The organism is Phenylobacterium sp., assembly GCF_031425575.1.
GTDB lineage: Bacteria > Pseudomonadota > Alphaproteobacteria > Caulobacterales > Caulobacteraceae > Phenylobacterium.
Genome location: NZ_JANPJP010000238.1, coordinates 1 through 11601 on the forward strand (window position 1 = coordinate 1; position 11601 = coordinate 11601).

The following is an 11601-nucleotide window of genomic DNA, read 5'->3' on the forward strand; positions in this document are numbered from 1 at the left end:
GGCGCCCATTGTCATGGGGCGCAAGCCGAGATCGGCCATCAGGGCCGCGTCGGTGTCCTTGTCCGGGTTGGCGGTGGTCAGCAGCTTGCCGCCGATGAACATGGAATTGGCCCCGGCCAGGAAGCAGAGGGCCTGCAGCTCCCGGCTCATGTGTTCGCGGCCGGCCGACAGCCGCACCACAGTCTTGGGGCAGAGGATGCGGGCCACCGCGATCATGCGGACGAACTCGATGCCGTCCACGGGTGTGGAGTCTCCCAGCGGCGTGCCCGGGATGGGCATCAGGTCGTTGATGGGCAGCGAGTCGGGATGGGCCGGCAGGGTGGCGAGCGTATGCAGCAGGCCCGCGCGGTCGCGGCGGGTCTCGCCCATCCCCACGATGCCGCCGCAGCAGGTGCTCATCCCCACCGAGCGCACGGCCTCCAGCGTGTCGAGGCGGTCCTGGTAGGTCCGCGTGGTGACCACCTTGTCGTAGTAGTCGGGACCGGTATCGAGATTGTGATTGTAGTAGTCGAGGCCGGCGTCCTTCAGGGACTGGGCCTGATCCCGGGTCAGCATGCCGAGCGTCGCGCAGGTCTCCAGGCCCAGCGCCTTCACGCCGGCGATCATCTGCGCCACCTTGGGCACGTCGCGATCCTTCAGGTCGCGCCAGGCCGCGCCCATGCAGAACCGCTGCGCCCCGCCGGCCTTGGCCTCGGCGGCCGCGGCGATCACGGTGTCGGCGTCCAGCAGCTTGGATGCGGTGGTGGCGGTCTTGAAGTGCTGGGACTGGCTGCAATAGCCGCAGTTCTCGGGGCAGCCCCCGGTCTTCACCGACAGCAGCTGGGAGAGCTGGACCTCGGTGGGGTCGAACCACATGCGATGGACTTGCGCCGCGCGCAACACCAGGTCCATGAACGGCAGTTCGAACAGCGCCTCCACCTCGTCCAGGGACCAATCGCGCCGCGGTTGCGTTTCATCAAGGACGGCGTTGAAGGGGGCGTTCATGGAGCACTCCTCGTATGGGCGCCCATTCTGAATCGGGCGGCAGGAGCATCTAGCGCATGGGCGCCGACGAGATCGAGTTGAAGTTCCTCTGCGAACCGCAGGATGTGACGGCCCTGCTGGCCGCCGCCCCGGTGGGCGTGGCCGAAACCAAGCACTTCACCGCCGTCTATTTCGACACGCCCGACCGCCACCTGCAGGCCGCGCACATCTCGTTGCGCCTGCGGGAGAGCAACGGCAAACGCATCCAGACCTTGAAGCGTGGCGACGGTTTCGCCCGCGAGGAGCATGAGGCCAAGGTCGCCGGCGACACCCTGAACCTGTCCATGCCGGCGGTGAAGGCGGCCCTGAAGCCCGCGCAGCGCAAGGCCCTGGAGCCCGTCTTCACCGTTCGTGTCACCCGCCAGCAGCGCACCTTCACCTATGAAGACACGCAGATCGAGATGGCCCTCGACCAGGGGGACATCACCACGGACGGCAGGCGCCGCAGCCTGTGCGAGCTGGAGCTTGAGTTGAAGTCCGGAGACCCGGCGGCGCTCTTCGCCCTGGCCCGTCAGCTCTCGGTGACCGCGCCGCTCTATCTTTCCTTCGACGGCAAGGCCTCGCAGGGCCAGGCCCTGCGCAGCGGGACGGAGCGCGAACCCCGGCGGCACGACAAGGCGCCGCTGCGGCGGGGCGGGACGGCGGGCGTGGCCTTCCAGACTATCGCCCGCAACGCGCTCGTCCAGATCGCCGCCAATGGCGTGGTGCTGCGCGAGGCGGAGAACGAAGACGCCCTGCACCAGCTCCGGGTCGCCGTGCGCCGGCTGCGCAGCGCCCTGAGCACCTTCAAGGCGGTGGTCGACGATCCGAAGGTGGCTGACCTCAAGGCCGAGCTGAAATGGCTGTCGGGCGCCTGCGACGAGGCCCGCGACCTGGACGTCTTCGCGCAGGACAATCTGGAGATCGCAGGCGACCGGACCCCGCTGGCCCCCAAGATCGCCGCCGCGCGCGCCCAGGCCCACGCCAAGGCGGCCGCTGCGGTGGCCTCCAAACGTTTCCGCGACCTGGTGCTGGAGACCACCGCCTGGGTGGAGACCGGCGCCTGGCGGGACGGGGAGCGCGGCCGCCGCTCGGCCCGCGACTTCGCCGCCAAGGCTCTGGAGCGCCGCTGGAAGAAGCTGCTGAAGCTGGGTCACGACCTGCGGGCCCTGGACGACGCGGGCCGACACACCGCCCGGATCGCCGCCAAGAAGCTGCGCTACGCCGCCGAGGCCTTCGCCCCCCTGTTCACCGCCGAGCCCGGCCGCCGGCATCTGCGGAAGCTGAAGGCCTTGCAGGACACCCTGGGCGAGCTCAATGACGCCGCCGTGGCCAGGACCCTGGTGGCGCGGCTGGCGACCGAGGACGCGGAGGGCGCGCGCGACCTGATCTCGGCGCGCGACGCCAAGCGGCCCAAGGCCCTGAAGGCGGCGGCCAAGCAGATGAAGGCCCTGGCCGACGCCAAGCCTTTCTGGCGGTAAGCCGCATCATATAAAGACATCTTTATATGTTTTCTTGCAGGCTTGCCCGCGCGCGGCTATAGAGCCCGCAATTGCATTCGCGCCGACAGGAAGCCCTGATGACCGACTATGTCGTGAAAGACATCACCCTCGCCGACTTCGGTCGCAAGGAAATCGAGATCGCCGAAACCGAAATGCCGGGCCTGATGGCCGTGCGCGCCGAGTTCGGCAAGGCCCAGCCGCTGAAGGGCGCCCGCATCGCCGGCTCCCTGCACATGACCATCCAGACCGCCGTGCTCATCCAGACCCTGGAAGCCCTCGGCGCCGAAGTCCGCTGGGCCTCGTGCAACATCTTCTCCACCCAGGACCACGCCGCCGCCGCCATCGCCGCGGCCGGCACCCCGGTCTTCGCCATCAAGGGCGAGAACCTGGTGGAGTACTGGGAATACGCCCACCGCATCTTCGAGTGGCATGACGGCGGCTACCCGAACCTGATCCTCGACGACGGCGGCGACGCCACCCTGCTCTGCGTGCTCGGCCCCAAGGCCGAGAAGGACCCGTCCGTCCTTTCCAACCCGCAGAACGAGGAAGAAGAAGCGCTGTTCGCGGTGATGAAGCGCTACCTCAAGGAAAAGCCGGGCTTCTATTCGGGCATCCGCGACGCCTGCAAGGGCGTGTCGGAAGAGACCACCACGGGCGTCCACCGCCTGTACCAGATGTCGGAACGCGGCGAGCTGCCGTTCCCCGCCATCAACGTCAATGACAGCGTCACCAAGTCCAAGTTCGACAACCTCTATGGCTGCCGTGAAAGCCTGGTGGACGCCATCCGCCGCGGCACCGACGTCATGCTCTCGGGCAAGGTCGCTGTGGTCCTGGGCTATGGCGACGTGGGCAAGGGCTCGGCCGCCTCGCTGCGCAACGGCGGCGCCCGCGTCATCGTCACCGAGATCGACCCGATCTGCGCCCTGCAGGCGGCCATGGAGGGCTACGAGGTCCAGACCATGGAAGACGTCGCCGACAAGGCCGACATCTTCGTCACCGCGACCGGCAACAAGGACGTCCTGACCGTCGATCACATGCGGGCGATGAAGAACAACGCCATCGTCTGCAACATCGGCCACTTCGACTCGGAAATTCAGGTCGCCGGCCTGAAGAACTTCAAGTGGGACAAGATCAAGGACCAGGTCCACCACGTCGAGTTCCCGGACGGCAAGAAGATCATCCTGCTGTCGGAAGGCCGCCTGGTGAACCTGGGCAACGCGACGGGCCACCCCAGCTTCGTGATGAGCGCCTCCTTCACCAACCAGACGCTGGCCCAGCTCGAGCTGTGGACCAACGGCGCCAAGTACGAAACCAAGGTCTACACCCTGCCCAAGCACCTCGACGAGAAGGTGGCCATGCTCCACCTGGGCAAGCTCGGCGCCAAGCTGACCACCCTGTCCAAGGACCAGGCCGACTATATCGGTGTGCCCGAGGCCGGTCCGTTCAAGCCCGATCACTACCGCTACTAGGTCCTGCCCTTCGTCATCCCCGGCGCCGGCGATTCTCCAGTCCGCCGAGCCCCCCAAGCGCCGGGGATGACGTTTTACGTGTTGAGCTAGCGCCGCCCTGTGGGCTCGGCTAACAAGCCTGCCATGCCGCTAGCGCTCGTCATCTCCAGTCATGTCGCCGCCAGCCGTGTCGGCGGGACCGCCCAGGCCCAGGCCCTGGCGCCCTTCCGCATCGACACCATGGTGGTGCCCACCGTCCTCTATGGCCGCCACCCCGGCTGGGGCGCCCCCGGCGGGGCCTCGGTTCCGGTGGAAGCCATCGAAGGCATGCTCGACGGCATCGAGGCCAATGGCCTGTTCGCCCAGACCGACCTGGTGCTCACCGGCTATTTCGCCTCCGCCGCCCAGGTTCGCGCCGCCGCCCGCGCCATCGACGCCGTGCGGGCCGCCCCGCGCGAGACCGGCGTCCGCAAGCCCATCATCATCGTTGATCCCACCCTCGGCGACGCCGGCAAGGGCCTCTACGTCGCCGCCGACGTGGCCGAGGCGGTGATCGGCGAGCTGGTCCCCCGCGCCGACATCGTCGCCCCCAACGCCTGGGAGCTGCAGCGCATGACCGGGGCCGAGACCCGCGACCCCACCCAGGCCCTGCACGCCGCCCGCCTGCTGGGCCGTCCGGTGATGGTGTCCTCCGTGCAGCGCGGCGGCGAGATCGGGGTGATCTATGCCGACAAGAAGGAGGCCTGGCTGGCCGCCCACCCCCGCGCCGATAGCGCCCCCAAGGGCACCGGCGACCTACTGTCGGCCCTGTTCGGCGCGGCCCTGATCGACGGGCTGACCACCTCCTACGCCCTGGCCCGCGCCGTCGGCGGGGTGGCCGAGACCATCAGCGCCGCCCAGATCTGGAACGCCGCCGAACTGCCCGTCGTGGCCATGGCCCAACGACTGAAAGCCGCGTCGCCGACAGTGCGCATGGAGCGGCTGATCTGACCGAGATCTTCGGAACCTGCGCCCCGACCTTCTACGCGGTCCGGGAAGCCTTCGAGGCCAATTTCGCCAGGGGCGAGGAGCTGGGGGCGCGGTTCTCCCTGGTCCGCAAGGGCGAGGTTCTGGTCGACCTCTGGGCCGGGTTCGCCGACCGTCAGCGCACGCAGCCCTTCAGCGACACGACGCTCACCAGCATCTTCTCCAGCACCAAGGCGATCGCCGCCCTGCTGATCGCCCGGCTGGTGGACTCCGGAAAGCTGGACTACGGCCAGACCGTCGCCAGCGTCTGGCCTGAGTTCGCCGCGGCCGGCAAGGCCTCCATCACCGTCGAGCAGGCCATGAGCCACCAGGCGGGGCTGTCGGGCTTCCCAGATCCCATGGAGCCGTCCCTGTGGTTCGACTGGGACGCCATCTGCGCCAGGCTGGCGGCCATGGCGCCTCTGTGGCCGCCCGGAACCGCCAGCGGCTATCACCCGGTGACCTTCGGCTATATCGCCGGGGAGATTTTCCGCCGGGTGGACGGCCGGACCATGGGAACCGCCCTGCGTCAGGACCTGGCCACCCCCTTCGAGCTGGACCTGTGGATCGGCCTGCCGGACGCCGAGCACGGCCGCGCCGCCGACATGCAGCGCCCCAAGGGCGCGGCGAAGTTCGGGGAGATCAACGCGGCCACGCGGGCGGCCTTCCTCACCCCCTGGTCCTCCGCCGGCGGGCGCGGTCAGGCCGAGTGGCGGCGCACGGAGATCCCTTCGGCCAACGGCCACGCCACGGCCTTGGCGCTTGCGCGCCTGTTCGGCGCCTTGGCCAATGACGGCTGGCTGGACGGCGAGGTCATCCTGTCGCCGGCCCTGATCGCCGAGGCGTCCCGCGAGCGCATCGGTGGCCAGGACCTGGTCCTGCCCTTCGAGATGAGCTGGGGGGCGGGCTTCATGCGCAACGCCCCGGTGAAGGTCTGGGGGCCCGGGGAGCAGACCTTCGGCCACTCCGGCTGGGGTGGTTCCTGTGTGTTCGCCGACCCGCAGACGGGTCTGGCCGGCGCCTATGTGATGAACCGCCAGTCCACCGACCTGATCGGCGACCAACGCCCAAAGGCGCTGATCGAGGCGGCCTACGGATCCTTGTAAGATCCGCTCACCCCGGCGAAGGCCGGGGCCCAGATTCATCTCCGACCCTGGGTGAGAATTCCCATGTTCGTGTGGTTCGTGGACAAGCTGATGGGCCTCGACCCCGCGAGGTCTTCAAGACTTGGAACCACGAACCACACGAACCACACGAACGTGCGGGCCAACTCCGAGCGCCCGTCGTGCATCTGGCCCCCGGCGGTCGCCGGGGTGAGTGGTGGTGAGGTCAGGCCACCACGGGGCTTGGCAGGGCGCGGCTGCGGCGCCAGGCGCCGTAGGTGAAGACCGCCGCCCCACCCCAGATAAAGACGAAGGAGATCGCCCGCAGGGGGGTGAAGGCCTCGCCCTGGGTCACGCCGATCACGAAGGCGATGGTGGGGCCGATGAACTGCAGGAAGCCCATGAAGGACAGGGGGATCCGCCGCGCCGCCCAGGCGAACAGCACCAGGGGCACGGCCGTGATGGGTCCCGAGGCGATCAGCCAGGCGATGGTGGCCGGCGACTGCAGGAAGTGACCGCCGCCCTGCCCTTCCAGCCAGAGCACGAAGAAGAAACTGGGGATGGCGAGCAGCAGGCATTCGATGAACAGGCCGGTCTGGGCGTCGGCCGCCACCTGCTTGCGCACCACCCCGTAGCCGCCGAAGGAGAAGGCGAGCGCCAGGGACACGAGGGGAAGGTGTCCCAGCGCCACGGCCTGGATGATCACGCCCACCACCGCGAGCACGATGGCGGCCACCCCGATGCGGTCCATGCGCTCGCGGAACAGCAGGGTTCCGGCGGCCATGTTGATCAGCGGGGTGATGTAGTAGCCGAGGCTGGATTCCAGCACCCGGCCGGAATTGACCGCCCAGATGAAGATCATCCAGTTAACGGCGATCAGCCCGGCCGAGAGGGCCAGCCAGGCCAGCACCTTGGGCTGGCGGAAGACCCCAACCACCTGGGCCCACTGGCTGGCCAGCAGCACGAAGATCAGGGCCGTCGGCGCGCCCCAGATGGTGCGGTGGGCCAGGGTCTCCCAGGGGCCGACCCCAAGCTGGCCGATGGCCTGGAAGGCCAGGGGCACGAACCCCCAGATGAAATAGCAGAGGATCCCCGCGCCCAGCGCCGTGCGGTCGATCGAGGCGGGCTGGGTCACGGCGGCGGACTTTCGAGGCGTCAGCTTGTAGCGGGTTCCCTACCTAGGCCGGGCCGAGGCTCGGACAAGGCCCAATCGCGCGACAGCTGGCGGACTTCGGCCCAGGAATCTCGCCGACACCTCCTCTCCCCCTGAGCGGGAAGAGGAGTAGATGCGCCTTAGGCGATGGCCTTGGTCTTGATCAGGCCACGCTCGTGCAGGAGCTGGGCGATCTGGACGGCGTTGAGGGCCGCGCCCTTGCGCAGGTTGTCGGCCACGACCCAGAGGTTCAGACCGTGCTCGACGGTGGGGTCGTTGCGGATGCGGCTGACATAGACCGGGAACTCGCCCTGGGCTTCCTTGGGCGTCATGTAGCCCTGGTCGTTGCGGCTATCGATGACGATCAGGCCGGGACTCTCGCGCAGTAGGTCACGGGCCTCGTCCTCGTCCAGGTGTTCGTGGAACTCAACGTTCACCGACTCCGAGTGGCCCACCATGACCGGGACCCGGACGCAGGTCACCGTCAGCTTGATGGCCGGGTCGATCATCTTGTGGGTCTCGTTCCACATCTTCTGCTCTTCGTCGGTGTAGCCGTCGTCCTGGAAGGCGCCGATGAAGGGAATGACGTTGAAGGCGATCTGCTTGGGGAACTTCTTCGGCGGGGTGGCCCCCAGGACGAAGACGTTCTTGGTCTGGTCGAACAGCTCGTCCATGCCTTCCTTGCCGGCCCCGGAGACCGACTGGTAGGTCGAGACCACCACCCGCTTGATCTTGGCCCGGTCATGCAGCGGCTTCAGCGCCACCACCAGCTGGGCGGTCGAGCAGTTGGGGTTGGCGATGATGTTCTTCTTGTGCGCCCAGAGCACGTCGTCGGGGTTCACCTCCGGCACCACCAGGGGCACGTCGGGGTCCATGCGGAAGGCCGAAGAGTTGTCGATCACGATGGGACCGGCCGCGCCGATCTTCGGCGACCACTCCTTGGAGAAGGCGCCCGACACGCTCATCAGCACCACGTCCACGGTGGAGAAGTCGAACTGCTCCACGTCCTGGCACTTGATGATCTTGTCGCCGAAGGACACCTCGACGCCAATGGAGCGGCGGCTGGCGATGGCGTGAATCTTGTCGATGGGGAATTGAACCTCCTCAAGGATGTTCAACATTTCGCGGCCCACATTACCCGTGGCGCCGACGACGGCTACGCGGTAGCCCATCGGGGTCTCTCCTCATCTCAAAGCGGAGCGTTCCGTTACGCTCCTGGCGTTGAAATCGCAAGGCGAGCGCCCCGATTGATCCTCAGGAGGACCCCATGACCCAGGAAACCGGAATGCCCTTCGCCAACCTGATGGGGGTGGAGATCGTCGAGCGGGCCAAGGACAAGGTGGTGGGCCGGCTGCTGGTTCGGCCAGACCTCTGCACGGCGGGAAACATCCTGCACGGCGGCGCCTTCATGGCCTTCGCCGATGCGCTGGGCGCCATCGGGGGCCACCTGAACCTCACCCCCGGCTCACGCACCACCACAATCGAGAGCAAGACCAACTTCCTGGGCGCGGCCCGGGAGGGGACCACCGTGACCGGCGAGGCCACGCCCCTGCACATCGGCCGCTCCTCCAGTGTCTGGCAGACGCGGATCACCGGCGAGGACGGCCGGCTGGTGGGCCTGGTGATCCAGACCCAGATGACCGTGGCGGTTCCGGCGAAGACCGATTCCTAGCCCTTCCCGGTGCTGACGCGGGCCGGGCCCTGGACCACGAAAGGTCAGGCCTCGCCGGCCATCGCCAGGATCGCCTTCCACTCCGCCGGCTCCACGGGGCAGACCGACAGGCGGAACTGCTTGAACATCTTCATGTCGGCGAGCTTCGGGTCAGCCTTCATCTGGGCCAGGGTCACGGGCTGTTTCAGCGCGCGGACGGGAGCGACCTCCACGGCCACGAAGCGCCCGGCCGGGTCGCTGGGATCAAGGAAGGCCTCGCGCACCACCTTGGCGATCCCCACCACCTGCAGCCCCTTCTGGGAGTGATAGAAGAAGGCCTCGTCGCCCACCTTCATGGCCTTCAGATAGAGGGCCGCCTGGTTGTTGCGGACGCCGTCCCAGACCGTCTTGCCGTCGCGGACCAGGTCCTCATAGCTGAACGTCTCAGGCTCGGACTTCATCAGCCAGTGGGCCATCTGCGCATTCCCTTGCAACCAGGCCACGATATCGCCGTCCCGGACGGCGCTTGGCAAGACGCATCCGGGGCGGGCTCCCGCGCGTAACTCCGGCATGATCGATCGTCGCCTCCTCCTCGCCGCCGGCCTGGCCGCCCTGCCGGGTCTGGCCTTGTCCGCCACCCCGGCCAACCGCCGCCTGGTGTTCAAGGTCCTGCGCAACGGGACACAGATCGGCGAACATCAGATGAGCTTCGCGGGCGACCCGGCCTCCCCCACGGTCACCACCGACGTCCGCATGGCGGTGAAGCTGGGCCCCGTCCCCGTGTTCCGCTATCGCCATCACGCGGTCGAGCGCTGGACCGGCGGCCGCTTCGTGAGCCTGGAGACCAACACCGACTCCAATGGCAAGGCCGAGCGCGTCTCAGCGCGGCGTACGGATGGGGGCGTGGTCATCGAGACCGCCAAGGGCCGGACAACCGGTTCGGCCGGCCTGCGCCCCTTCACCCACTGGAACCCGGAGGTCCTGTCAGGTCCCCTGTTCAATCCGCAGGCCGGGAAGATCCTGAAGGTCACCGCCCGGCGGGTCGGCGCCAACCACTGGGCGGTGCGCGGCGAGGCGGAGATCGACAACTGGTACGACGAGGCCGGCGTCTGGACGGCCCTGAAGGGCAAGCTCGAGGACGGCTCGCGGATCGAGTACCGGCGCGCCTAGAGCGGGATGCGAAAAGCGGGAACCGGTCTTCGCGTCAATCCCGCTCTAAACATACGAAATCATCGTGATCTAGAGCGCGGCCAGCACCGCGTCGCCCATCTGGACGGTGGTGAGCGCGCCCCCCAAATCCCGCGTGCGAGCGCCGTCTTCCAGCGCCTTGTTGACGGCGGCGAAGAGGGCGTCGGCGAGATCGGTGCGGTCCAGCGACCAGCGCAGGGCCATCTCGAAGGAGAGGATGGCGGCCAGCGGATTGGCCAGGCCCTGACCGGCGATATCCGGCGCCGAGCCGTGGATGGGCTCATAGAGGCCCGGTTTGCCAGGCGCTCCAAGGGCGGCCGAAGGCAGCATGCCAAGCGAGCCGGTGAGCTGGGCCGAGATGTCCGACAGGATGTCGCCGAACAGATTGTCGGTGACCATGACGTCGAACTGCTTGGGGTTCTTGACGATCTGCATGGCCGCATTGTCGGCCAGGATGTGCTCCAGCTCGACATCGGCGTAGTCGCGGGCGTGCAGCTCGGTGACCACCTGTCGCCAAAGCAGGCCTGAATCCATCACGTTGGACTTCTCGGCCGAGGTCACCTTGTTGCGGCGGCCGCGGGCCAGTTCGAAGGCCACGCGGGCCACGCGCTCGATCTCGGCGGTGGTGTAGACCTGGGTGTCGACGGCGCGCTTGCCGCCGGTGGGCAGGTCCTCAATGAAGCGTGGGCTGCCGAAATAGATGCCGCCGGTCAGCTCCCGGACGATCATGAAGTCCAGCCCCTCTACCACCTCGCGCTTGAGGCTGGAGGCGTCGGCCAGCGGCTGGAAGCACAGGGCCGGCCGCAGGTTGGCGAACACCTCCATGCCGGCGCGCAGGGCCAGCAGGCCGGCCTCGGGGCGCTTGTCGCGGGGGACGCCGGCCCACTGCGGGCCACCGACCGCGCCCATCAGCACGGCGCGGGAGGCTTTCGCCGTGGCCAGCGCCTCGTCGGTCAGCGGGGTTCCGTGCGCGTCATAGCTGGCGCCGCCGAACAGCCGCTCCTCGACCTTCAAATCGGGGGCCAGGGCCGCCACCACGCGGCGCACCTGGGCGGTCACTTCGGGTCCGATGCCGTCGCCCGGCAGGAGGAGGAGGTCGGTCATGGGAAGAGCCTTGGAGAGAACCTAAAGCGCGCGCTCGGAAGCGGTCTCGTAGGCGAAGAGCCTGCGGTCGCCAACACCGAACTCTGGCCAGGATGCCCGCCACGTCGCCATGTGCGGCTGCTGGAAGTGGGCTTCGATGGCGGCCTGGTCGCGCCAGGCTTCGTACACGCGGATCAGGCCGGGATCGGCGACGTCCTGGGCGTAGGAGTATTCCAGGCAGCCGTCCTCGGCGCGGCTGGCGGCCAGCATCGCCAGCATGTGCGGGCGGAAGGCTTCCAGGTTCTCCGGCGGGACGCGGACCGTGCCGGCGATGATGACGGTCACGCCCGTTCCAGCCAGGGCTCGGACAGGGCTCGCTTGCTCTCATAGACGTCGATGTCGGTGGCGGCGGTCAGGGTCTCGCCGATGGCGTCCAGGCCCTGGAGCATCTTGGCCTTGCGCTGCG

12 protein-coding genes and 1 pseudogene are annotated in these 11601 nt (G+C 68.2%); 6 read left to right on the forward strand and 7 right to left on the reverse strand.

The genetic code is table 11. The annotated features are described in order from the left end of the window. A partial coding sequence (gene bioB, locus RMO97_RS13375; protein WP_310541552.1) for a biotin synthase BioB occupies positions 1 to 984 on the reverse strand: 984 nt, incomplete at its 3' end. A 56-nt stretch (positions 985 to 1040) separates the two neighbouring features. Between bioB and RMO97_RS13380 the strand changes: the two genes are divergently transcribed. The 4 genes from RMO97_RS13380 to RMO97_RS13395 all read left to right on the forward strand — a co-directional run bounded on the left by RMO97_RS13380 (position 1041) and on the right by RMO97_RS13395 (position 6063). Beyond that, positions 1041 to 2483 carry a CHAD domain-containing protein gene (locus RMO97_RS13380; RefSeq protein WP_310541553.1) on the forward strand — a complete coding sequence of 481 codons (1443 nt, stop codon included), beginning with the start codon at positions 1041 to 1043 and terminating at the stop codon, positions 2481 to 2483. A gap of 98 nt (positions 2484 to 2581) precedes the next feature. Continuing rightward, positions 2582 to 3973 carry an adenosylhomocysteinase gene (gene ahcY / locus RMO97_RS13385; protein WP_310541554.1) on the forward strand — a complete coding sequence of 464 codons (1392 nt, stop codon included), beginning with the start codon at positions 2582 to 2584 and terminating at the stop codon, positions 3971 to 3973. Positions 3974 to 4096: 123 nt separating this feature from the next. After that, positions 4097 to 4942 (forward strand): bifunctional hydroxymethylpyrimidine kinase/phosphomethylpyrimidine kinase, encoded by an 846-nt coding sequence (locus RMO97_RS13390; protein ID WP_310541555.1) that lies wholly within the window; start codon positions 4097 to 4099, stop codon positions 4940 to 4942. Then, complete coding sequence (locus tag RMO97_RS13395; protein WP_310541563.1) at positions 4939 to 6063, forward strand: serine hydrolase domain-containing protein; 1125 nt, start codon at positions 4939 to 4941, stop codon at positions 6061 to 6063. The genes RMO97_RS13390 and RMO97_RS13395 overlap by 4 nt, the downstream gene beginning before the upstream one ends. Positions 6064 to 6286: 223 nt before the next feature. On the opposite strand, the gene rarD is transcribed toward RMO97_RS13395, so the two are convergent. Both rarD and RMO97_RS13405 read right to left on the reverse strand, forming a co-directional pair. Continuing rightward, a complete protein-coding gene (rarD, locus tag RMO97_RS13400) occupies positions 6287 to 7195 on the reverse strand; it encodes an EamA family transporter RarD (protein ID WP_310541556.1) in 909 nt (302 codons plus the stop codon). Positions 7196 to 7353: 158 nt separating this feature from the next. Beyond that, entirely contained in the window at positions 7354 to 8385 is a 1032-nt protein-coding gene (locus RMO97_RS13405; protein WP_310541557.1) for an aspartate-semialdehyde dehydrogenase, read from the reverse strand. A 95-nt stretch (positions 8386 to 8480) separates the two neighbouring features. Between RMO97_RS13405 and RMO97_RS13410 the strand changes: the two genes are divergently transcribed. Then, a complete protein-coding gene (locus RMO97_RS13410) occupies positions 8481 to 8885 on the forward strand; it encodes a PaaI family thioesterase (protein ID WP_310541558.1) in 405 nt (134 codons plus the stop codon). Between the two features lie 44 nt (positions 8886 to 8929). On the opposite strand, the gene RMO97_RS13415 is transcribed toward RMO97_RS13410, so the two are convergent. Then, a complete protein-coding gene (locus RMO97_RS13415) occupies positions 8930 to 9397 on the reverse strand; it encodes an EVE domain-containing protein (protein WP_310541559.1) in 468 nt (155 codons plus the stop codon). Between the two features lie 37 nt (positions 9398 to 9434). Between RMO97_RS13415 and RMO97_RS13420 the strand changes: the two genes are divergently transcribed. Further along, positions 9435 to 10034, forward strand: coding sequence for a DUF6134 family protein (locus RMO97_RS13420; protein ID WP_310541560.1), 600 nt, complete (start codon positions 9435 to 9437; stop codon positions 10032 to 10034). A gap of 69 nt (positions 10035 to 10103) precedes the next feature. Here the strand turns inward: RMO97_RS13420 and leuB are convergent, their stop codons facing one another. The 3 genes and pseudogenes from leuB to RMO97_RS13435 all read right to left on the reverse strand — a co-directional run. Continuing rightward, entirely contained in the window at positions 10104 to 11156 is a 1053-nt protein-coding gene (leuB, locus tag RMO97_RS13425) for a 3-isopropylmalate dehydrogenase (RefSeq protein WP_310541561.1), read from the reverse strand. 21 nt (positions 11157 to 11177) lie between these two features. After that, complete coding sequence (locus RMO97_RS13430) at positions 11178 to 11480, reverse strand: putative quinol monooxygenase (protein ID WP_310541562.1); 303 nt, start codon at positions 11478 to 11480, stop codon at positions 11178 to 11180. Continuing rightward, positions 11477 to 11601: pseudogene (locus tag RMO97_RS13435) on the reverse strand (3-isopropylmalate dehydratase small subunit); the annotation flags it as partial. The gene RMO97_RS13430 and the pseudogene RMO97_RS13435, both read right to left, overlap by 4 nt.

What these genes read in the sequence shown, in the direction of transcription:
- RMO97_RS13380 (WP_310541553.1), top strand. Translation starts at nt 1,041, where the DNA reads ATGGGCGCCGACGAGATCGAGTTGAAGTTCCTCTGCGAACCGCAGGAT.
- RMO97_RS13390 (WP_310541555.1), top strand. Translation starts at nt 4,097, where the DNA reads ATGCCGCTAGCGCTCGTCATCTCCAGTCATGTCGCCGCCAGCCGTGTC.
- RMO97_RS13405 (WP_310541557.1), bottom strand. Translation starts at nt 8,385, where the DNA reads ATGGGCTACCGCGTAGCCGTCGTCGGCGCCACGGGTAATGTGGGCCGC.
- RMO97_RS13410 (WP_310541558.1), top strand. Translation starts at nt 8,481, where the DNA reads ATGACCCAGGAAACCGGAATGCCCTTCGCCAACCTGATGGGGGTGGAG.
- ahcY (WP_310541554.1), top strand. Translation starts at nt 2,582, where the DNA reads ATGACCGACTATGTCGTGAAAGACATCACCCTCGCCGACTTCGGTCGC.
- leuB (WP_310541561.1), bottom strand. Translation starts at nt 11,156, where the DNA reads ATGACCGACCTCCTCCTCCTGCCGGGCGACGGCATCGGACCCGAAGTG.
- RMO97_RS13420 (WP_310541560.1), top strand. Translation starts at nt 9,435, where the DNA reads ATGATCGATCGTCGCCTCCTCCTCGCCGCCGGCCTGGCCGCCCTGCCG.